Source organism: Flavobacterium mesophilum (assembly GCF_039581405.1).
Taxonomy (GTDB): Bacteria; Bacteroidota; Bacteroidia; order Flavobacteriales; family Flavobacteriaceae; genus Flavobacterium.
Window position 1 is genome coordinate 994238 of the sequence record NZ_JBCPXZ010000002.1, and the last position, 22960, is coordinate 1017197.

General features: G+C 33.6%; 23 protein-coding genes. 13 read left to right on the top strand and 10 right to left on the bottom strand.

Annotated features, from left to right (window positions below; genetic code table 11):
- Window positions 1-77 precede the first annotated feature (77 nt).
- Entirely contained in the window at window positions 78-1529 is a 1452-nt protein-coding gene (locus AAYQ19_RS08720; protein ID WP_343535851.1) for a PhoX family protein, read from the bottom strand.
- Window positions 1530-1982: 453 nt separating this feature from the next.
- On the opposite strand from AAYQ19_RS08720, the gene AAYQ19_RS08725 reads away from it, so the two are divergent.
- The 12 genes from AAYQ19_RS08725 to AAYQ19_RS08780 all read left to right on the top strand — a co-directional run bounded on the left by AAYQ19_RS08725 (window position 1983) and on the right by AAYQ19_RS08780 (window position 13325).
- Window positions 1983-2642, top strand: a complete 660-nt coding sequence (locus AAYQ19_RS08725) for a hypothetical protein (RefSeq protein WP_343535852.1) — start codon at window positions 1983-1985, stop codon at window positions 2640-2642.
- 25 nt (window positions 2643-2667) lie between these two features.
- Window positions 2668-3504: a DUF6929 family protein gene (locus tag AAYQ19_RS08730; RefSeq protein ID WP_343535853.1), complete on the top strand. Its 837-nt coding sequence runs from the start codon at window positions 2668-2670 to the stop codon at window positions 3502-3504.
- Window positions 3505-3713: 209 nt separating this feature from the next.
- The gene (locus AAYQ19_RS08735; RefSeq protein WP_343535854.1) at window positions 3714-3986 is read left to right on the top strand and encodes a hypothetical protein; all 273 of its coding nucleotides are present in this window, start codon (window positions 3714-3716) and stop codon (window positions 3984-3986) included.
- Window positions 3987-4053: 67 nt separating this feature from the next.
- On the top strand, window positions 4054-6210 hold the full coding sequence (locus AAYQ19_RS08740) for a prolyl oligopeptidase family serine peptidase (protein ID WP_343535855.1): 2157 nt from the start codon (window positions 4054-4056) through the stop codon (window positions 6208-6210).
- Window positions 6211-6264: 54 nt separating this feature from the next.
- Window positions 6265-6945, top strand: a complete 681-nt coding sequence (locus AAYQ19_RS08745) for a CPBP family intramembrane glutamic endopeptidase (RefSeq protein ID WP_343535856.1) — start codon at window positions 6265-6267, stop codon at window positions 6943-6945.
- Between the two features lie 157 nt (window positions 6946-7102).
- Entirely contained in the window at window positions 7103-7603 is a 501-nt protein-coding gene (locus AAYQ19_RS08750) for an RNA polymerase sigma factor (RefSeq protein ID WP_132989634.1), read from the top strand.
- Between the two features lie 2 nt (window positions 7604-7605).
- Entirely contained in the window at window positions 7606-8562 is a 957-nt protein-coding gene (locus AAYQ19_RS08755; RefSeq protein ID WP_343535857.1) for a hypothetical protein, read from the top strand.
- A gap of 79 nt (window positions 8563-8641) precedes the next feature.
- The gene (locus AAYQ19_RS08760; protein WP_343535858.1) at window positions 8642-10825 is read left to right on the top strand and encodes a YfbK domain-containing protein; all 2184 of its coding nucleotides are present in this window, start codon (window positions 8642-8644) and stop codon (window positions 10823-10825) included.
- Window positions 10826-10833: 8 nt separating this feature from the next.
- Entirely contained in the window at window positions 10834-11190 is a 357-nt protein-coding gene (locus AAYQ19_RS08765) for a hypothetical protein (RefSeq protein ID WP_343535859.1), read from the top strand.
- A gap of 86 nt (window positions 11191-11276) precedes the next feature.
- Window positions 11277-11744, top strand: coding sequence for an LURP-one-related family protein (locus tag AAYQ19_RS08770; protein WP_343535860.1), 468 nt, complete (start codon window positions 11277-11279; stop codon window positions 11742-11744).
- Between the two features lie 234 nt (window positions 11745-11978).
- Window positions 11979-12695 carry a 3-ketoacyl-ACP reductase gene (locus AAYQ19_RS08775; protein ID WP_343535861.1) on the top strand — a complete coding sequence of 239 codons (717 nt, stop codon included), beginning with the start codon at window positions 11979-11981 and terminating at the stop codon, window positions 12693-12695.
- A 120-nt stretch (window positions 12696-12815) separates the two neighbouring features.
- Window positions 12816-13325, top strand: a complete 510-nt coding sequence (locus AAYQ19_RS08780) for a hypothetical protein (protein ID WP_343535862.1) — start codon at window positions 12816-12818, stop codon at window positions 13323-13325.
- A gap of 94 nt (window positions 13326-13419) precedes the next feature.
- Here the strand turns inward: AAYQ19_RS08780 and mtaB are convergent, their stop codons facing one another.
- A complete protein-coding gene (mtaB, locus tag AAYQ19_RS08785) occupies window positions 13420-14754 on the bottom strand; it encodes a tRNA (N(6)-L-threonylcarbamoyladenosine(37)-C(2))-methylthiotransferase MtaB (protein ID WP_343535863.1) in 1335 nt (444 codons plus the stop codon).
- A gap of 485 nt (window positions 14755-15239) precedes the next feature.
- Between mtaB and AAYQ19_RS08790 the strand changes: the two genes are divergently transcribed.
- Window positions 15240-15758: a hypothetical protein gene (locus tag AAYQ19_RS08790; RefSeq protein ID WP_320568488.1), complete on the top strand. Its 519-nt coding sequence runs from the start codon at window positions 15240-15242 to the stop codon at window positions 15756-15758.
- A 76-nt stretch (window positions 15759-15834) separates the two neighbouring features.
- Here AAYQ19_RS08790 and AAYQ19_RS08795 read toward each other — a convergent pair whose 3' ends face one another.
- From AAYQ19_RS08795 to AAYQ19_RS08830, 8 genes are all read right to left on the bottom strand, one after another.
- A complete protein-coding gene (locus AAYQ19_RS08795; protein ID WP_343535864.1) occupies window positions 15835-16362 on the bottom strand; it encodes a GNAT family N-acetyltransferase in 528 nt (175 codons plus the stop codon).
- A gap of 5 nt (window positions 16363-16367) precedes the next feature.
- The gene (locus AAYQ19_RS08800; protein ID WP_343535865.1) at window positions 16368-17159 is read right to left on the bottom strand and encodes a Cof-type HAD-IIB family hydrolase; all 792 of its coding nucleotides are present in this window, start codon (window positions 17157-17159) and stop codon (window positions 16368-16370) included.
- Window positions 17160-17238: 79 nt separating this feature from the next.
- Window positions 17239-18054 carry an alpha/beta hydrolase gene (locus AAYQ19_RS08805; protein WP_343535866.1) on the bottom strand — a complete coding sequence of 272 codons (816 nt, stop codon included), beginning with the start codon at window positions 18052-18054 and terminating at the stop codon, window positions 17239-17241.
- A 63-nt stretch (window positions 18055-18117) separates the two neighbouring features.
- Window positions 18118-18336 carry a putative signal transducing protein gene (locus AAYQ19_RS08810; RefSeq protein ID WP_343535867.1) on the bottom strand — a complete coding sequence of 73 codons (219 nt, stop codon included), beginning with the start codon at window positions 18334-18336 and terminating at the stop codon, window positions 18118-18120.
- Window positions 18337-18469: 133 nt separating this feature from the next.
- Window positions 18470-19156, bottom strand: coding sequence for a DEAD/DEAH box helicase (locus AAYQ19_RS08815; protein ID WP_343535868.1), 687 nt, complete (start codon window positions 19154-19156; stop codon window positions 18470-18472).
- Window positions 19157-19258: 102 nt separating this feature from the next.
- On the bottom strand, window positions 19259-20422 hold the full coding sequence (locus AAYQ19_RS08820) for a sigma-54-dependent transcriptional regulator (RefSeq protein ID WP_343535869.1): 1164 nt from the start codon (window positions 20420-20422) through the stop codon (window positions 19259-19261).
- A 102-nt stretch (window positions 20423-20524) separates the two neighbouring features.
- Entirely contained in the window at window positions 20525-21841 is a 1317-nt protein-coding gene (locus AAYQ19_RS08825) for an ABC transporter permease (RefSeq protein ID WP_343535870.1), read from the bottom strand.
- Between the two features lie 70 nt (window positions 21842-21911).
- Window positions 21912-22856, bottom strand: a complete 945-nt coding sequence (locus tag AAYQ19_RS08830) for an ABC transporter ATP-binding protein (protein ID WP_343535871.1) — start codon at window positions 22854-22856, stop codon at window positions 21912-21914.
- Between the last annotated feature and the right edge of the window lie 104 nt (window positions 22857-22960).

Here is a 22960-nt window from a genome sequence, read left to right on the forward strand (position 1 = left end):
GAGGGATATTCAGAAAAACAGAAACCACTACCTCAAAATTGAGATAGTGGGTAACTGTTTTGTAAGCACTTAATTTTTTATCTCGCCAAACCTTGAATCACTACGATTTGACTTGCTTGTTCTTCTTTAGGACGATTTGTTCCTCCGTCAGGGCTTCTATATTTTTCGCCAGTCCAAGTGTGTGGCTGTACACTCAGCATGAAAGTATCAGCAATACCAACTTGCTCCGAAACATCGATTAAAGCTCCATATTCCCATGTACCAAATTTAGAAGTTCCACCTACGTTGTATTTTGCAGCATCTGCAGCAGTACGACGGTGATCTAATTCTACTACAACTTTTAAAGCTTTTGTAGCAATGTTATATTGATAGATATAAGCATCATGAGTTTCGTCTCCATAACCGTTTGCATCTTCTTGAACATAAACATAATTTTTAGTCACACAAATGTTATCTGGATTTTGGAATTTAGCAGCAACACCACTTCTGTTGTCACCATCAAGAATCACTTCCAAAGTTCCTTTTAACGGATCAGCTGCATCAAGATTTAATCTGTAAACTCTTCCGTATTTTGTTCTTGATCCATCTGCATTTGTTCCTGTAATATCCTGCCCCGTCACGTTAAAGTACAATTCACGATCTGCTGCATCTCCACCTTTGCGGTAATCCAAATCTTCAACACGTCCAAATTTGATTGCTTTCAACGTATTTACTGCCGCATTAATTTGCGCACCAGTCATTGTAGTATGATTGTCGATTTTCACAAAAGTAACAGGATATGTTTTGCTAACTTCCATATCTTTTTCTCTTTGATTGTCGTCATTTCTTTTTAGCATGTATAAAGATCCACCTGTCAAATCGCCAACAGAATTAGAAACATACATAAAAACTTGACCTCCATAAGTTCCAGAATCGTCATCGCCAATTACTACAACCGTTTTTCCTTTGTATGCAGAAGAACGCAATGGCAAAGCATTTTCAGCACTTAAACGGCCAAATCCTGCTAATTCTTTAGATACAGATGCTCCACCAGCGCTTGCATAAGGATCTAAAGCGTGCGTACGAGATTCTTCACCTGATTCTCCACAAGTCAAATAAACTGGACCAAAACCATTTTCTGCTTGTGTAGCCATTGTAGCACCACACAATCTCCAAGTTCCTCCACTTGAATTCAATAAATATTCTCCTTTTGTAGGTTTGAATGTTTTATCTAATGTAATTCTTGAAACTGCAAAGTTATCTTCGTTGTTTACTAAAAATGTAAATGTTCCGTCGGTATTTTTCAATAAACCTGAACCATCTGCAGAACCTCCAAAAACAAAACTTGGACTATCTGGAAAAACATCATCTGAGCTAAAAAGAGAGTAGATTTTTAAATTTTCAAAACCTGTCTGCGCTTTCAATAAACTTGGCGTTACAGATTGGTCTTTCAAAACAACGCTTGTGGCAGGCGTGTCATCTTTAGAATCGTTGTTACAAGAAGTAAGCACCGACCCAATAATCATTAGAGGTAGAATAATTCGTTTCATAAGCTAAAAGTTGGTTTTATTTTTTTACAAAGTAAATCCGAGCGTTTTAACTTAAAATCACTTCTATATTACCAAAAAAACAAGACTTTTACCACAAACAATCCCTATTCAAGAAAAATTTAACAATAAATTAGTAATACAAAATACACATAAACTTCTAGTAACATTAGTGTCGATAAAAGAAACGAATTTTAGGACTTGACCTACAATTCTTCTCAAATCTGCATTATTTTCATTTTTTTATCCTAATAAATAGTCTAATTTTACGAAGCATATTCTTGCTATTTATTGCGATACTTTTCAATAAATTACTTTTTTCCAAAGCCATACAAGAGCTTCCGCTGGTCGCTTTGTTCTGTCAGGAAAAAATGCAATTTCTTTTTAAAGTATTTTCATTACTATCGGGGCTACGCATTGGTTTTCAAAAGAAGTATTCAAATATTTTAGCCTTTAATGTCAAAAAGAATTCTATTTTTATTTCTGTTTTATATAGTATCAATTACAAATGCACAAACAAATACTCAAGCTTCAATTGACAGTTTAGTTGCAAATTATATTAAAGAACTTCAATCTCGAAAGATCGATACTATTTGTCTTTATGAAGATTATTGTGTCGGTTGCGTAGACACATATGATTATACGTCATTTAAAAAAGATCTTTGTTTAGAAAATTTTCCTAATTATCCTATTTATATTTTCTGGAAAGAAAGCGGAAAAACGTATCTTGATAAAATTAGTGTTTGCTTTGAATATTCAAAGATTATTTCTGAAAACGCTTTTTGGGATGTCTATTTTTTAAACGAAAAAGTTATTAAAAATGAAATTGTTAAAGCCTATGAATATGAAACTTTTGAAAACTCAAAAAAAGTAACTAATACACTCAGCGCCGATCATTCTGGACATCAAAACTTTAAATTTATAATAAAAGGTAAAATAATCACAAAAGAATTTGACAGTTTTAATTTGACCAAAGGCGGAGCATATTCATCTGAATCAAACATTAATTATGATCACAACATGAATTTAAAAAGTAAATTAATTGTTGATATTCTTGAAAAGATAGTCTTAGAAGCCGAAAAAAACAATACATTTAAAAAGATAAAGTCAAGATAATTCAAAGACTTAAAAATTAAAATTGATGGAAAAATTCACATTAGAAATATTATTTCAAATCATCGGAATTGGTTCTGCATCCGGGTTATTCTATAACAATGATGCACTTTACGTAATTGGCGACAACAGCGGTTATTTGTATGAATACAACATGCAGAATCAGAAATTAAACCAGCACGCTTTAATTGACAATCCGACGCAAAATATTCCGAAAAATCTAAAACCTGATTTTGAGTCTTTAACGCATCATAACGATACACTTTATGTTTTTGGTTCCGGTTCCACCGAAAACCGAAACAAAATGATTGAATTCGATATCAAATCAAAAAAGGTTTTGCAGAAAAATAATTTAGTCGATTTGTATGCTGTAATGCAGAATTTCAGTTCGATAAAACCAGAAGATTTCAATTTAGAAGGTGCTATTTTTGATGGCGAAAACTGGTATTTATTCAATCGCGGAAACGGCGTTACCAATAAAAACACGATTTTCACCATTCACGCCAAAAATCTCGGAGAAGAATTTGCGCTGATTTCAGTCAATTATAAACTTCCAAAAATAAAAGGTGTTCGTTCCAGTTTTACTGATGCTATCTTGGTCGACGACAAAATCTATTTCCTATCTACCGCCGAAGATACAAAATCAACGTATGATGATGGCGAAATCTTAGGAAGCTTCATTGGTAGAATCGACGTTAAAACCATGAAAATTGATTTTACTCAAAAAATAACTTCAACCAATAAATTTGAAGGTTTGACTTTCTACAAAAAAGAAAACAACAAAATCGAGTTTTTGCTTTGTGAAGATAATGATACTGAAGTTTTGGAAACTAAGATTTATAAATTGACTTTGCCCTTTAAATAAACGTAAAAAATTATGAAGAAAATAATTCTTTCATTATTAATCCTTTCTATAGTTTTAGTAGGCTCATATTGGTTTTATGATTTAAAAAAAAATGATGCAAAGAGCGAATATTATAAACCCTTATCTCCAAAAGATTTTGATCCAGAATCATTTTTATTTCACTTCTAAAAGAAAAATACAACAAAGACTCGGAATTAAATTTTGTAGTAATGTATGGTGAATTTCCAAACAAATGGGTTAAACCTAATGACGTAGAATATTTAATTTCAATTATCGATTCTAAAGAAAAATGTTGTGGATATATGAATACTTTTTCTTCTCATATCTCAAGTGAAAATGGAGAAGTTGGAGGCTTTGCTATAATTTTCCTAGATTCTTATATTTCTAAAACAAAAATCAATTTAGGCGCAAATTGCAATCCTAAAACCAATAATGAATCCATTATAAGAATCAAAAATTGGTATAAAAATTCTAAAGACTAAGAGTTATGGTATAATATCCTTCCAATAAAATATCAATGAACTAATAATCAAAAACCAAAATATAATAATGATCAGAAAAACCACTTTCACTCTTCTAGTTTTTATTACAAGTCAAATTTCACAAGCCCAGTATAAATATCCTTCAACACCTGAACGTCCTGTTACCAACGACTATTTTGGAACAAAAATAACAGACTCTTATCAATGGATTGAAGATATGAAAAATCCCGAAGTCCAAAAATGGTTTAAAGATCAAGCAAATTACACTGATTCGTTTATCCAAAAAATTCCCGGACGTGATGCTTTTTTAAAGCGAGCAAAAGAAATTCAGAATTACTCAGGAGATATTTATGGGTATGTACGACAATTTGGCAACAATTATTATTATAGCAAAACTAAAAAAGGAGAAAAAAAAGATAAACTATGCTACCGAGAAGGTTTAGACGGAAATGACGTAGTGTTATTCGATCCCGAAACAATAAAACATGGAACTAATTTTGTAGACTTTGTGGTAAGTCCTGATCAAAAAAAAATTGCAATCTCACTATCCGAAGGCGGTTCTGAAATTTGTGATCTTAAAATTTTAGACATTGCTACCAAAACATTTTTGCCAGATAATTTAGGGCCGGTTTGGAGTGAATTTAATTTCGAATTCACTCCAGATAGCAAAGCGGTTATTTACACGAAAATGAGTACCTCCGACAATAATAGCGATGAGCTTTTAAAAAATATGAAATCACTGCTTCACGTTATTGGTACAGATCCTGCAACTGATAAAATTCTGGCATCAAAAGCAAACAATCCGGATTTAAATCTTCTGGAAGAACAATTCCCACATTTTTACTTTTCTGATGATAATTCATATTTGGTTTTATCAATAGGATCTACAAAATCCACGTACTTAACTTTTTATGCCCCGTTCGCTGAGCTTAATAAAGAAAAAATAAATTGGAAGCCACTTATTAAATACGATGATGAAATAACAAATTTTGACATAATTAATAATAAGCTGTTTTTTATTTCACATAAAAATGCCCCGAATTCTAAACTAGGCTTTATGGATATGAAAAATCCAGATTTTGACAAGGCAACCATTGTAGTTCCAGAAACTGACAAAGTTTTACGCAGGATGCAAAAAACCAAAGATTTCATTTTCTATTCTTTGAGCGATGGGATAAATCAAGATAAATATCAAATTAATGCCAAAACATTAGAGATTAAAAAAATTCCTTTACCAAAAGGTACAAACGGAGGATATCCTTTTAGCCCTCGCGAAAACAATGAAATGATTCTTGCCAACAGTGGCTGGATTACTCCTGCTACGCGTTACTTTTACAATGGCTCAACTGGTCGCTTAGAAAAAGGCAAACATTTTACGTCAAGCAAGGATCATCCCGATTACTTACAAAAATATACGGTCAAAGAAGTAGAAGTTGCTAGTCATGATGGCGTGATGGTTCCTTTATCGATTATCTATCCTAAAAACATGAAAATGGATGCTTCTACACCTTGTTACATTTACGGATATGGCGCTTATGGAAGCAGCGAAATTCCAATTTTTATTGGTCCTGCCTTAATGGCATTATTAGAGCAAAACACTGTAATTGCATATGCACATGTAAGAGGTGGCGGTGAAAAAGGTGCTCAATGGCACAAGAATGGTATGAAAGCAAACAAACCAAATACATGGAAAGATTTTATTGCTTGTACAGAATATTTGATAAAGGAAAAATATACTTCATCAGATAAACTTATTGGGCATGGTATCAGTATGGGAGGTGTATTGATTGGAAGAGCACTAACATCTCGTCCTGATCTTTTTAAAGTTGGACTTGTCGAAGTTGGTGACACCAATATAGTACGTTCTGAAATATCACCGAATGGGATGAATCAAATACCTGAAATTGGTTCTATAAAAAATGAAGAAGAGGCAAAATCTATTTTAGAAATGGATTCGCAAAGCAAAGTGAAAAAAGGCGAAAAATATCCGGCTGTATACATCCATACCGGAATTAACGATTCAAGAGTCGATGCTTGGATGCCAGGAAAATTTGCCGCTATTTTACAAAATTACAATAGCTCAAACAATCCAACTTTATTGCATGTTAATTATAGTAGTGGTCATTTTGCAAGTGATTCAAATTCACAACTAGAAAATGACACTGATATGTTTTCATTTGCATTATGGCAAGTGGGCAATCCAAATTTCCAAATAAAACAATAAAACGCAAAGACGCACTGCGGTGCGTCTTTTCAACAAAAAAGCTACTCCAACCAAATGCTCAATACTCCAATCGCAACCAAAAGACCAGTTTTAATTATTGGAATTATACTTTCAGTTCTTCTGCCTTTTTTGGCAATGTATTTTTCGTTGTTAGTCAAAAAACTCGGCATTGACAATGAAACTCAATTTTACATTTCAAGATTTGCAATATGGATTTCAGTATTAGTGTTGTTTTTATATTCCATAAAAATAGAAAAACAGCCTCTTTTGATTTGGGGAGAAACAGAATATTCTATTACAGCTTTCGCGAAAGCGATATTCATCACTTTCGTAAAATTATTTATAGCAGTTTACATTTCTTCTCTTCTGATCATGTTGCTCAAAATAAATACGGGAGAAAGTGCTGTCTTAAGCAAGGCTTTGGCGCTTTTTAAAAAGAATCACTTTTTGCTTTTCTTTACATGCATAACAGCAGGAATTACAGAAGAGTTAATTTTCAGAGGTTATCTATTACCACGCTTAGAATTGGTTTTGAAAAACAAAAATCTCGCAATTGTACTTTCTAGTATTTTGTTTGGATTTCTTCATATTGGCTACGGAACCCTTTTAAATGTTATTGGTCCTATAGTCATCGGATTTGTATTTGCAATTCAATACGACAAATATCGCAACATCAAAATCCTTATGTTTTGTCATTTTGCATGGGATTTATTATTGCTGATGGCAAAAATATAGAAACCATATTCCAAACAAAATCTACGAAAACAACATCTTATAAAACTTTTTTAAATTATTTTTATACTTCGTCCCAACCTTTTTATCTTTTTAGTTCTCTTTATACTTAAAGACCATACTTGTGATAAACGAAACTTTAATTTCTGGCTGCAAAAAAATGAACCGAGATGCTCAGCGTCAGGTTTATGAGCATATGGCTCCAAAATTGTATCGCGTTTGCAAACGATACCTCAAGAAAGAAGAAGAGATTGAAGAAGCTCTCGCCGATGCTTTCTATACTATTTTTACAAAATTAGACCAGCTCAAAGAAGAAAAAGCTTTTGAGGCTTGGGCCAGAAAAATTGCCGTTAATTACTGTTTGGCTACCATCAAGAAAAACACCAATTTCAATATGTATCTTGATGATGTAAAAGTGCTCTCACAGCCTTTTACTGAAGAAATGAGCGCATTAGAAGAAGAAGATTTACTCAATTTATTAAACCACATTCCAGATGGCTGTAAAACCGTTTTCAATCTTTTTGTGATTGAAGGTTTCGGGCACAAGGAAATCGCAGCAATGCTCAACATTTCTGAAGGCACTTCAAAATCACAATTGAATGCCGCCAAAACCAAACTGAAAGACTTGGTCAATAAATTGTATTATCAAAAAGCAAAATAGTCATGGACAATCAAGATAAAATATTCGACAAATTTAAAGAAGCAGCTGAAAATGCTCCGATAAAAGATTTTCCGGGAATGGAAAAAGTCTGGTCAAAAGTTGAAAACAAACTTGACAAAAAAGAAGATAAAAAAACTATTACTCTTTGGAAAAAAATTGCCGTTGCAGCTTCCCTTTTATTAGTAATTTCTTTAGGTTATCAATTCCTAAAAACAGATAAAAATTCAACTTTAGAAAACACTAACAAAGTAGTTACAAGCGATACAAAAAAAGAGACTAATAACAATATGTCTACCGAAGAAAGCACAACAATTGTTTCATCTGATTCGCAATTAGTTCCAAAAACAGAAGCCATTAAAATTCTAGAAAAACAAACCAAAAATAAAGAAAGTGTTGCCATACAGGAATCATCAGGCAATAATGCAGTCAATGCTTTGCTTGCTCCTGTAGCACCTCCTCCATCAATGGCCGAAGCATCAACAACACAAAGTTCTGAAGAAGAAGCTGAAATTGCAGAGAAAAAAGAAGAATCTCTTCAAAAAGAATATGCAACAAAATATAAAGAAGAATCTGCTAAAGTTGCTTTTGCTGAAAAACAAGCCATGAGCGCAAAAAAGAGTGCACCATTAATTATCATGAATGGAAATGCAATGGCACACAGCAACGATACAAAAAGAGATAAGATGATGCAGGACCAGCTTCCGAATGTACAGCCTGAAAATGTAGAATCATTAGTAATTCTAGACGAACCTCTTTACATTATTGATGGCATTTACTATTCTGAAAATGATTTATTCGGTAAAGACCCAACGAGTCCTTATGCACCATTAAATCAACAGGATATCAAAACCATAACGATTCTGCAAGATCTTGAAGCGACCGAAAAATACGGTGAGAAAGGCAAAAAAGGTGTCGTTATCATTACAACAAAAACCGGAAAACCAACTCCGAAGAAATAACAAAAACACCAAACAACTTTGTCAAAGTTCGAAGCTTTGACAAAGTTAAATCACAAAATTAATCTTAAAACTCACTATCATGAAAAGTCTAAAACTTATTTCATCAGCCATTGCTATGCTTATATGTTTCGTATCCATGGCACAAGAAAGAACGATTACTGGAATTGTTTCAGATAAATCCAAACAAGCAATTCCTGGCGTAAATATTTACAATCAGACATCGAAAGTCACTGCTGCAACTGATTTCGACGGAAAATATAGTATTCAGGCAAAAACGGGAGATATGTTAGTTTTCAGTTTTATTGGTTTTGAGACACAAAGACAAAAGGTTCAAAACTCAAACACAATTAACATACAGCTTCAAGAATATAATCAAACTTTAAGCGAAGTTGTTGTTGTAGGCTATGGCGAAAGTAAAAGCACTTCAGATTATAGCGCAAGAAGTTATGAACGAGCAGAGAGACGAAAAGAAAAAAAAGATGCTAAGCAAGCAGCAACTTCTGTTGCTTTACAAGGAAGAGCTGCAGGGCTCCAAATTCAAAGCAATACTGGATATGTTGCAAATTCAAAGTTTCAAATGCCACGAGAATCTCCATCAATTTCTCCAAAAAACGAACCAATGTATATTGTGGATGGAGTTCCGATGAAAGCGAACCAAATGGCAAAAATAAATCCGAATGATATTAATGATCTAAAAGTACTGAAAGATGTTGCAGCAACGTCGATATACGGAAGCAAAGCTTCAAACGGCGTAGTGGTGATTTCGACTAAAAATGAGATCTATAAAAATCTTTCTGAAAAAGAATTGGACAAAAAATTAAATATAACGCCAATTCCAGTGGAACCAACACAAGAAGATTATGACTCATTTGTAGAAAATGCTTTTGAGAGTCCAAAAACGGCACCGCTTTCAACTTTTTCAATTGACGTTGACAATGCTTCTTACACTAATATCAGACGTTTTTTAAACAACGGACAGCAAGTTCCAAAAGATGCTGTTCGCATAGAAGAAATGGTTAATTTTTTCAAATACACGTATCCGCAACCAAAAAATGAACATCCTTTTTCTATCAACACCGAATTGAGCGATTCGCCTTGGAATTCGAAAAACCAAATTTTAAAAATCGGCTTACAAGGAAAAAACATTCCGACAGAAGATTTACCAGCTTCAAATCTCGTTTTCTTGATTGACGTTTCGGGTTCAATGTCAGATATGAACAAGTTGCCTTTATTAAAACAATCCATGAAAATTTTGGTGAATGAGTTGAGACCAAAAGACAAAGTAGCAATTGTAGTGTATGCCGGCGCAGCTGGATTAGTCTTGCCTCCGACTTCTGGCGACGAGAAAAAAACAATTATCAAGGCATTAGATAATTTGCAAGCTGGGGGAAGTACTGCTGGTGGTGCAGGAATTGAATTGGCTTATAAAATCGCTTCGGAAAATTTCATCAAAAGTGGCAATAATCGCGTAATTATGGCAACAGATGGCGATTTCAACGTTGGAAGTGCTTCTAATTCGGATATGGAAAAATTGATTGAAGAGAAAAGAAAAACAGGCGTTTTCTTGACTTGTTTGGGCTACGGAATGGGAAATTACAAAGACAGTAAAATGGAAATCCTTGCCGACAAAGGAAACGGAAATTATGCTTATATCGATAACATCCAGGAAGCAAATCGTTTTTTAGGAAAAGAGTTCAAAGGCTCTATGTTTGCTATCGCCAAAGATGTAAAAATCCAAATTGAATTTAATCCGAAACAAGTTCAAGCCTATCGTTTGATTGGATACGAAAACAGAAAATTGCGTCCCGAAGATTTTAAAAATGATGCGATTGATGCAGGTGAATTGGGAAGCAATCATACCGTTACGGCTTTATATGAAATTATTCCAGCTGGCGTAAAAAGCGATTATTTGGCTGAACAACCTGATGATTTAAAATATACTAAAACAGAGTCAAATGCAGCAAATTACAGCAACGAATTGGCAACTGTAAAATTCCGTTATAAAAAACCTGACGGAGAAAAAAGTATCGAAATGGTTCAGGTAATTGAAAACAAATCGGTTGCTATGGAAAAAGCGAGTGAGGATATGAAATTCAGTTCGGCTGTGGCTTGGTTCGGATTAAAATTAAGAGACTCCAAATTGATTGCCAACAAATCTTCTGAAGAAATCATTAAGCTGGCGAAAGAAGGAAATTCAAACGATGACGAAGGTTATAAAGCTGAGTTTATACGTTTGGTTAAAGGTGAAAAACAATTTAACTAATCACTAAAATGAGAACGCTAAAACTTCTTTTATTCTTTTTTTCGATGTTGCTTGGTTGTCGAGCGATAGCACAAGATAAATCAGTTTCTAGAGAACGAAAAGACAGCATTCAAGAAACTAAAAGTGCTCCAATTGCTAAGGCACAAGAAACTCAACCTCAGAAAATAATGATATGTGCTCCCTCGCGAGCTTCAGCAATCGAACCGTTATATATTTTAGATGGAAAAATAACAGATTCCAAAATATTATCTAAAATCAAAGCTGAGGATGTAGCAAATATAAAAATTATTAAAGGAGACGAAGCTAAATCACTTTATGGAGATAAGGGTGTAAATGGCGTTATTGTGATCACAAGCAAAAAATAATTAAAAGTTAAAACTATTTCATTTCTTTCATTTAACAAACGTTTTATTACATTTTCGCCTCATTTTTAAATTAATTATATCCCTATATGAACCCAATTTTAAGCCAAAATCTATTTTTAGTAAAAGAACATGTCGGAATGTTCAAAGCCTCAAACAATTACGATATCTACAACCCAGAAACGAATCAAATCATTATGAATTGCCGTGAAAATAATTTAGGTTTTTTCACTAAAATGTTGCGTTTCACAGATTATAAAAGAGCGACGCCTTTTAACGTTGAAATCACAACTGCTTCTGGCGAAAAATTAATTACCGTAAAAAGAGGAATTGCAATATTCAGATCAACTGTAGAAGTTTTGGACGAAAAAGATCGTTTGATTGGAACTTTCAAACAAAAATTCTTCTCGATTGGAGGAAGATTTGAAATTTTGGACAAAAACGAAAAACTAGTTGCAACGCTTCAAGGAAAATGGACAGGCTGGGATTTTAAATTTTCTCACGAAAACAAGCAATTGGCTCAAGTAAGCAAAAAATGGGCAGGAATTGGAAAATAGTTTTTTACCACTGCTGACAATTATATACTTCAAATTGAAGATAACGTTGCTGCCGACAGTCCGTTGAGACAATTAATTTTAGGAGCCGTAATGTGTATTGACATGGTTTTGAAAGAATAACAAAAACCTGTTAAACTTAGATTAAGAAAACATCTTAAAGCATCATTTTAGTTTGCAAAAGCTTATTTTTGTAAGACTTATAATGATGCTTTTTGCATTTCTAAATATACAATCATGACCGACTTAAAAAATAAAACTGCCTTTATTACTGGTGCAGGAAAAGGAATAGGAAAAGCTGTGGCAATTGCTTTAGCCAAAGAAGGCGTAAACCTAATTTTAGTTTCTAGAACTCAAAAAGATGTTGAACAATTGGCTGATGAAGCGTCGAATTTAGGAGTAAAAGCTTTGGCTCTGACTGCTGACGTTTCTGATATGAATTCGATTAATGCGGCTGCAGAGAAGGCTTTAGCTGAATTCAAACATATTGACATTTTGATTAATAGTGCCGGAATTGCTTCTTTTGGAAAATTCTTAGAATTGGAACCAGAAGCTTGGGAAAGAATTATTCAAGTGAATTTAATGGGAACGTATTACACAACTCGTGCTATTATTCCAAATATGATCGAAAGACAAACTGGTGATATTATCAATATTTCATCAACTGCTGGATTGAATGGAAATGCTTTGACAAGTGCTTACAGTGCGTCAAAATTTGCTGTTTTAGGTTTGACCGATTCTTTGATGCAGGAAATGAGAAAACACAACATTCGTGTTACTGCTCTTACTCCAAGTACAGTTGCAACTGATATGGCCAAAGATTTAAACTTAACAGATGGAAATCCTGAGAAAGTAATGCAGTCTGAAGATATGGCCGAATTGATCATTTCACAACTAAAATTGAACAGAAGAGTTTTTGTGAAAAACAGCAGTATTTGGTCAACTAATCCTTAAAAAATAAATTCCAAATTTTTTAAATTCCAAATTCCAATCTCGCTTGACCTTGGAATTTGGACACGAGCGCTAGCGAACTGGCGAAGCAATTAAAATATTGGATTTTTTAAATTTATTATGATGGAACAATATTTAAGACAATTGGTCGAAATAGAATTTGTAGATAAAAAACAGATTTTTACTGGATTCCTTATTGATTATTCTGATGATTGGATTTTGCTTCGAAATAATCCCGTTGATTTTATTTTGGATGGATTTGTGATTTTAAAAAACAAAAACATCTTGGCTGTCAACAGAGATCATGATTTGGCTTTTACTGAAAAAGTGATTCGTTTGAAAGGCTTACAAATCAATTCTGAAGATATTATCCCAATTCGAGATTTAGAATCGATTTTGACATACATAAGCAATAAATATGGCATTTTTCAAATCGCTAAGAAATCTGCAAAATCAGCTTATTTAGGAAAATTGCTTTCACTAAATGAAGAAGAACTTTTGATTGATTTTCTGGATACCAGAGGTCAATTTGGCGGAGAACTCAATTTTATTCCTGAAAAAATCAGAGTGATCGAATTTGATACCGATTATATAAATTCTTTGAAATTGGTGATTCCTGAAGAACAGAAATAGTTATAAAAAAAGCCTCTAAAAAAGAGGCTTTTTTGTTATTTGTCAACTTTCTCAAAATTTGAAACTTTGACAAAGGTTCTAAAAATCTAAACTTTTAAGCTTCAGCCAATTTATTTACAAACTCCATACGAACACTTCCGTCTTCGTCGATTTTTGTTAAATTGATTTCTTGCAGTGTATTTACCAATTCAGGATTCCATGGCGTTTTTACTTTTACATAATTTTCTGTAAATCCGTGAATGTAGCCTTCTTTGTTTTCACCTTCAAAAAGAACTGTTCTTCTAGTTCCTAATTGGCTTTCGTAAAAAGCACGGCGTTTTTTAACTGATAATCCACGCAACATTTTGCTTCGTTTTGCACGAACATTTGCCGGAACAACTCCATCCATTTCAGCAGCTTCTGTATTATCTCTTTCAGAATAGGTGAAAACGTGTAAATATGAAATATCCAATTCATTCAAGAAATGATACGTTTCTAAGAAATGCTCATCAGTTTCTCCAGGAAAACCAACAATTACATCGACACCAATACAAGCGTGTGGCATTACTTCGCGAATTTTATTGACACGATCAATATAAACTTCACGCAAATAACGACGTTTCATTAATTTCAGAATATCATTGCTTCCAGATTGCAACGGAATATGAAAATGCGGTACAAAAGTGCGGCTTTTAGAAACGAATTCGATTGTTTCATTTTTCAGCAAATTCGGTTCAATTGACGAAATTCTTAAACGCTCAATTCCTTCAACTTGATCTAAAGCCTGAACTAAATCCAAAAAAGTATGTTCGTGTTTTTTGTTTCCGAACTCCCCTTTTCCGTAATCCCCAATATTTACACCTGTTAAAACAATCTCACGAATATTTTGAGCCGAGATTTCTTTGGCATTTTTCAGTACATTTTCTAAAGCATCACTTCTAGAAATCCCTCTTGCTAGCGGAATCGTACAATATGTACATTTATAATCGCAGCCGTCTTGAACTTTTAAAAATGCTCTTGTACGATCTCCAATAGAATAACTTCCAACATAGAAATCGGCTTCGGCAATTTCGCATGAGTGAACCTCACCCATATCATTCTTGCTTAAATCATGAATATAATCGGTAATTTTAAACTTTTCGGTAGCACCTAAAACCAAATCCACACCATCAACCGCAGCTAATTCTTCTGGTTTTAATTGTGCATAACAACCAACTGCGGCAACAAAAGCTTTATCATTTAGCTTCATGGCTTTTTTCACCACTTGCTTAAACTGCTTATCAGCATTTTCTGTTACAGAGCAAGTATTGATCACATAAATATCGGCTATTTCTTCAAAATCGACGCGGTCAAAACCTTCGTCATTGAAATTTCTGGCGATTGTAGAAGTCTCTGAAAAATTCAGTTTACAACCCAGCGTATAAAAGGCAACTTTTTTTCTATTTTCCATAATTCTCTTAAATTAATGAAATCGTTGTCAAAAAATTTAAGGCTGCAAATTTACAAACAATATTTGTAAAAGAAAATCAATAATCGACTTCGTTTCAACAATTTGCATTAAAACTGATTTTAACGAAAATAAAATCGACTTAATGAAGGTAAAAATTTTGAAAAACAATATTTTTTACGAACTTTACGTTATACAATTCAATAAGAATAAAATGACAAAAATATCGATAAAGTGCAAATTTCATCGATTAAATACATTTTTTTGCAATTTAAATTCAAAAAATCTTACATTTACTAGAGTTAAATTCTCTTGTAGAATTTATTCCGATTTTAAAATTATCGAACGTGTTAATTAATTTAATAATAAATCGGACATAACAATTTTGATTTTCAATCGTTATGTTGTTGTTTTGTGTAACAAAATGAAATGGGAAAGCCGAAAACCAAAGAGAGTAGGCAAAAATAAAAATACAAATACCACACTTTATGAAAGCATTTTTACCCACAATCTGCTTGATGTTCTTAACCGTTTTTAGTTCGCAAGCGCAAACTAATGCTCCAGCCGCAAATCCATTTCCATCAATTAGTACTTTAACGGCTTGGGCAAGTTTGAACTCTCAACAACAATTTGATGTTGCAATTCGTGCCGTTGGTTTTAAATTTGAGGTAAAAGAACCAGGTGCAGAATCTACTGCCTACACTTATATTCGTAAAGTAACTGTAAATGAAGTAAACTATACTGACAGAATTGTTTACAGAATTACGAATAATAATTCTGCAAGTATCATTTCTTTGGTTACAGCTTCTACAGATTTAGTTAGCTTGTACACACCGCAATTAGCAACTTTCAAAAACAACAATTGCAAAACTGAAATGTCTAAAGACAAAAACACAACTTGCAGCTGTTACGAAAGTGCTGCTTTTGCAATCGATCTTTGCGACGAGCGTGTAAAATTAACAATGGGTGATGGAAACAAATATTTTGTTTCTGTAGCTAAAAAATAATCATTTAAGAAATTACGTTTTCCAAATCTTTGCAAACTGCCTTAAAGCTTACAAAGATTTGGAACGCATTTCTTATTTATAAGTTTGGATTTTTCATTTCGTACCAGACTTCAGTTTCTCCTTCATATTCAAAAGAGTTTACATAGTGTAAGCCTAGTTTTTCGAGAATTTTTCTTGAGTTTTCATTCCCTGCATCAGCATACGCGTATAGTGCGTCTACTTTCATTTCATTAAAAGCATAATCTACAAAAGCTTTTCCGGCTTCTGTCGCATATCCTTTTCCCCAATATTTTTCTATGAAACGATAACCAATTTCATAAAAGTTTTTATGTCCGTTAATTTCATCTGTAATGAACTTTATCCCGGACCAACCCAAAAATTCATTCGTTTCTTTAAGAATAACGGCCCAACGCCCTATTCCGAAATCTTTGTACTGTTTTTGAACAAAATGAATGTATTCAATACTCTCTTCAAGCTTTTTTATTGGATTGTTGCCTAAAAAAAGATGAACTTTTGGATTTGAATCCAATTCAAACATTCCGTCCGCATCCGAAAGAAGTAATTCTCTCAATAGTAGTCGCTCTGTTTCAATTGGATTTTTCATCATATTTAATTTAAGATATATTTTTGCACTACTTCTGCCACTCCATCATTATTGTTTGAAGCTACAATCAAATCGGCTTTATCACGCAATTCTGGAGTCACGTTATCAACCCAAACACCAAGTCCAGCATATTCAATCATCGTTAAATCGTTTCCAGCGTTTCCAACGGCGATTATTTCACTTTGATGAATTCCGAGCTTATCTGCCAAAATTTTCAAACTAGCAGCCTTATCTATGCCTTGTTGCGCCGCTTCCAAGAAAAATGGTTTCGACATCGACACACTCAAATGAGGCATTGCCGTTTTCAAATCATTTTCTAATGTTTTTAAATAAGCAGGCTCTTGCAATAAAATACATTTTACGGCGGGTCTATCCACATAATCTTTAAAACTCGAAACTTTAAGATGCGCCATTCCTGTAATTTCTTTTTCTACTTCAATAAATTCAGAATCGGTTTCACTTATAATTTCGTCATCTAAATAGGTGATGATATGCGTATTCATTTTCACGCTATAATCATATAGATCGTGAATTTGCTCGACTGTCAATTTTTGTTCAAACAACACCAAATCATCTTTTGCTTGGCTGATTATGGCACCATTAAATGAAATGATATACGAATCATTCAAGTCCATTTCAAGCTCTTTTGCATAAGCGGTCATTGCCGAAGTTGGACGGCCAGAGGCCAAAACCACATAAACTCCTTTTGCTTGCGCCTCTAATAATACTTTTTTGTTTAAATCTGAAATTCTATGATCATCTGTCAACAAGGTATCATCCATGTCGAGCACTAACATTTTATATTGCATTTTTATATTTAGTTTTCCGCCTCATTTTTAGTTTTCAGTGCTGAAAACTGAAAGTGAGACTTGTAATTTATTCTAATATTATTTTTAACTGTTTTTGAAATTCTTCATTTTCATTTACGCCAATATGCTCTTGATTTTTCAGCGGATAAAAATGAGCATTTGATTTCAGCAACTTTTTTAATCGGATCGAATTATCAATAGGAATCAATTGATCGTCAGTTCCGTGAAAAATATAAATTGGGCTTTTAATTTTCGGAAGATAAAGATTAGTTTCTAGACTAAACTTCTTCAAGAAATCAGGAAAAAATGGGGCTTTTGAACTCGACAATTCCAAAAAATTATAATACGGCGCTTGAAGAATCAAAGTTTTAGGATTATTTTCTAAAGCCAATTTAGCAGCAAAACCAGAGCCTATGGAATATCCCGCAATTATAATTTTGTTTTCAGCATATTTTTCAGCTAACTTTTTATAAGCAACCGAAATATCTTTGCTTACTTGTTCTTCATTTTCAATTTCACCCTCGCTTTTACCGAAACTTCTGTAGTCTAAAATGAAAATATCATACCCCAACGAAGTATATATTTTGGCTATTTTGCCCCAAGTTTCAAGCGTCCCTGCGTTTCCGTGAAGATAAAAAACAAGCCCTTTTGAATTTTCAGCTCTAAATAATAAGCCGTGAAGATTATTTCCGTCAAAAGACGAAATATTTATCTCTTCAAATTTTTGCTGATAATCAAACTTGTAATCTTTCGGCAGTTTAGAGCTGTGAAAAACCAAATCAACTTGATTGAAATAAAAATAGGAAATCATCAAAATATAAATAATCAGGAAAAAGCACAAAAGCACCAATACCAAAAATTTAATTGTTTTTAAAATCTCCATACTTTACTTGGTCTTCCATTTTCAGTCACAGTTTTCAGGTTTTACTGCAACTGAGAACTCTCTTTAAAGGCTCATTCTAAATTTCTCTATAACTGGATTTGCTTTCGCAAAATCAGTCTCTTGAATAAAAACTTCAACTGCTAAATCTGTTCCGCCAAAACCTCCCAAACGTGCAGATTGAATATTGTCTTTTTTTACTGTTTCCACACCAGCTTCTTCTAATCTTTCTTGTATAGCAAGTGCCAAAACTTCACTTCCAGAAAACACCTTCATTAATCCCATGATAATCTATTTTGTTATTAAGTTTTCAGTCTCAGTCAGAGTTCTCAATTAAACCGCGTACTAAAACTATTTATAAAAAATCCCGCTTTCCAGTCACTGATACTGAAAACCGGGATTGTAATTTTACATTAATTTATTCCTCTTCTTTGTCATCTTCCTCTTCATCAAGCTCCTCATCTTCTTCTTCATCAAATTCTTCGTCGTCTTCCTCTTCCATATCAAACAAATACGGCTCAATCATTATTTTGTCTGCCAAAATCTCGATTCTTTCTGTCAAATCCTCAGCAAAGATAATTCGTTGCACTTTGGCAATACTATTAGAAATACGAGTAATTTTTGGATCATGACGCAATTTCAAAATCGGATCTGCATCATCTAGAATAAACATTTTAAGACGATTTACATTGTAACCTGCCGTACTGAACATGTCATTCAACTTGGTTGGTGTTCCAATCAAAACATCAATTCCAGTAGAAACATAATTTTTATCATAATCCATATCGCCTTTGTCGTGAACTCCGTACACTTCAAGATTGGTATATTTATTATACTTATCAAAAAGTTCTTCCATTGCCAAAACCTTTTCTTTGTCTTCAACAATAATCAAAGCTCTAGGCGATTCTTCATTTTTACCAGCCAATTGCTGAATTACATTCAAGACAATGGTTGTGGTTTTTCCCGTTCCTTTTGGCGAAACAATTAAACAATCTGCACCACTTTTAATGGTTGAAAAAGTTTCCTGTTGCAAAGCATTAGCTTCTGTCAAACCATTTTCAATTAGGGCATCTTGTAATTTCTCGTTTATTTTTTTTAGTTTCATTTTTTTTAGCTTTAAGCTTTAAGCTATACGCTACAAGCAAAAATTATTTAGTTTTTATAAAAGCTTAAAGCCTAGAGCTTATAGCCTAAAGCGCGAAGCAACTTATTTGCTTGCGAACATTTTCACGTCGCTTTCCGAGATTTCATTTCCTCCTAAAATGATCAATCTCTCCACGACATTTCGAAGTTCACGAATATTTCCTGTCCAATCGTATTCTTGCAATAATTTTATGGCTTGCGCCGAAAATCCTTTAACTGCATTTCCTTGTTCTGAGGCAATTTTTTCCGAAAAATGTGCAATCAAAGCTGGAATATCATCTCGTCTCTCATTCAAAGGTGGCACTTTAATTAAAATTACTGCCAAGCGATGGTACAAATCTTCACGAAAACGACCTTCAGCAATTTCCTTTTTTAAGTCTTTATTCGTTGCCGCAACAACACGAACATCTACCTTAATATCTTTATCAGCTCCAACTCTGGTAATCATGCTTTCTTGCAATGCACGCAAAACTTTGGCTTGCGCCGAAAGACTCATATCACCAATTTCATCCAAGAAAATAGTTCCTTTGTCTGCTGCTTCAAACTTTCCTGCACGATCCTTAACTGCTGATGTAAAAGCGCCTTTTACGTGTCCAAACAATTCACTTTCGATCAATTCACTCGGAATTGCCGCACAGTTTACTTCAATTAAAGGAAAATTCGAGCGTTCGCTTTTTTCGTGCAATTGATGTGCTACTAATTCTTTTCCAGTTCCATTTGGCCCAGTAATCAAAACTCTCGCTTCAGTTTGCGCCACTTTGTCAATCATCACTTTGATATGATTAATTGATTCACTGTCGCCAATCATTTCGTAGTTTTTGCTGACTTTTTTCTTTAAGATTTTATTCTCAACTACTAATTGTTTTTTATCCAAAGCATTACGAACCGTATTTAACAAACGATTCAAATCTGGTGGTTTTGAGATATAATCAAAAGCCCCCAAACGCATCGTTTGAATTGCTGTTTCCATATCTCCGTGACCCGAAATCATGACCATTGGAATCTCAGGTTTTACTTTTTTCACTTCTTCTAAAACCTCAACACCGTCCATTTTTGGCATTTTGATATCGCACAAAACCAAATCGTAATCGTTGTTTTTTATTTTTTCAAGTCCCGCAACTCCATCTTCCGCTTCATCAACTTGATACGAATCATTTTCTTCTGATAATATTTTTACCAAAACTCTTCTGATCGCTGCTTCGTCTTCGATAATTAGTATTTTACTCATTTTTTTAAGGTTCTGAGTTTCTAAGGCGCTAAGGTTCTGAGGTTTTTATTAAGCAAGAAAACTTAGCATCTTAGCACCTCAGAACCTTAGCCCCTTCAAAAATTAATATTTAAGCCACTTATACAATTCTTTCCAAGTCGGTTTTTTGCCGTACATCAAAATACCTACGCGGTAAATTTTTGCAGCGAACCATACCACAAGGAAAAATGAAGCAAACAATAATGATACCGAAATTGCGATTTGCCACCACGGCACTCCAAATGGAATACGCATTAGCATCACAATTGGTGACGTTAGCGGAATCATTGAGAATGCAACTGCAACTGTTCCGTGTGGATCATTTACAACTGTAAAAAATCCAATATAAACGCTCAAAATCAGAGGCATTAGGATTGGTAACAAAAATTGCTGCGAATCAGTTTGATTGTCAACTGCAGCTCCAATTGCCGCATAAAATGAGCTATATAAAAAATATCCTCCTATGAAATAAACTACAAATCCGATTATGATGCTTGCAATCGGTAAATTCCATAATTCTGCGATATACATTTGTGCTGAACCTGACAATTGATGTTGAGCAGACTGCATTAATTCAGGCGAAATTCTCGCAGCTGGACCTACATTTACTCCAAAAAATGCCGAAGCGGCAAACATCAAACTCAAACCAATAACGGCCCAAATCATAAATTGTAGAATTCCTGCCAATGAAGTTCCAACAATTTTTCCGATCATCAACTGAAATGGTTTTACTGATGAAATGATAATTTCAATAATTCGGTTTGTTTTTTCTTCGATTACGCTTCTCATCACCATATTCCCGTAAATAATAATGAACATCATAATCAGATAACCAAATGCACCTCCAATCGCAATTTTAATTTCATTCAGACCTTTCAAACTTTCCTCTCCGGAAGCTTTCACCAAATGAATATTTACTTTTGACTGCGCTTTCTGAATTGATAAAGTATCTAATTTTGCTTCTTCCAAATTCAATTTTGTAATTTTTGAAGCAATAACATCTTGCGTCTTTTCAACGAAAGAAATACTTGGACTATTATTTGAAATAAACTCGATTTTACTTTCTAAATCTCTTTTATTATTTGTTTTCGGAATAACAATCAACCCACTGAAATTTTCTTTTGTAATGCTATCTTTTAAAGCATTGACATCAATTTCAGATAAATTCAAATATTTAAATTCAGCTCCCTTTTTATTTTCTTTTAAAAAGTCAGACGCAAAAAGTCCGGTTTCATCATGAATCGCAATACGTTTTGTTTCGGCTTTCATCGAACTCAAATAGCCAATAAAAACAGCTATTGCCACAAACAAAAGCGGACTCAAAAAAGTCATGACAACAAAAGATTTATTGCGCACTTTGGCAATAAATTCTCTTTTTACAATCAACGAGATAATACTCATAAATATTTCTAAATTTCAAATCTCAACTTCCAACTTCCAACTTCAACGTCAAAAATTTGGAATTTGGAATTTAATTACTGGAATTTAATTTTTTGTTTTCAGTTACAGTTTGAATGAAAATATCGTGTACACTTGGAATTTTCTCCACAAAATGTGTCACTTGCCCACGTTGCGTAAGCACATGCAATAATTCATTTGGCGAAGCATTTCCTATTTGAATATTTAATTTCAAATCATCATTTAAAGATTTAAAGCTTGCCGGCGAAACCGTAAATTTTTGTGTAATATCGTACATTAAACCTTCAACATTGCTGGTCAAGATTCCCACTTCAAAACTATTAGTTCTAAACTGACGTTTTACATCGCCAATTTTACCTTCGATCAATTTATTTGATTTATGAATCAAAGCAATATTTTCGCAAAGTTCTTCAACGCTTTCCATTCTATGTGTTGAAAAAATAATAGTAGAACCTTGTTCCTTTAAAGCTAAAATTTCATCTTTAATAACATTAGCATTTACAGGATCAAATCCTGAGAACGGTTCATCTAAAATCAGCAATTTTGGTTTATGCAAAACACAAACGACAAACTGAATTTTCTGCGCCATTCCTTTAGAAAGCTCTTGGATTTTTTTGTTCCACCAACCTTGAATTCCCAAACGGTCAAACCAATAATCTAGTTGTTTTTTGGCTTCAGCCTTAGAAAGACCTTTCATTTGTGCCAAATACAAACATTGCTCCCCTACTTTCATCGAGCTATACAAACCTCTTTCTTCTGGAAGATATCCAATAGTTTGTACGTGTTTTGGCTGTAATCTTTCTCCATCCAAAATTATCTCTCCACTATCTGGCAATGTAATTTGGTTTATGATTCTGATTAGGGAGGTTTTTCCAGCTCCATTCGGACCTAAAAGTCCATATATACTGCCTTTCGGCACATTTAATGAAACTTCGTTAAGCGCTACATAATCGCCATATTGTTTTACGACTTTATGTACTTCGAGTAAGTTGCTCATGCTGTTTTTGAGATTTTCTGCGTTGCTTATGCCATTATGGCTAAGCGACTGTAAAAGTAAATAATTAGTAGCGAATCTGCGTAATATTCAGCAAAAAACCCATC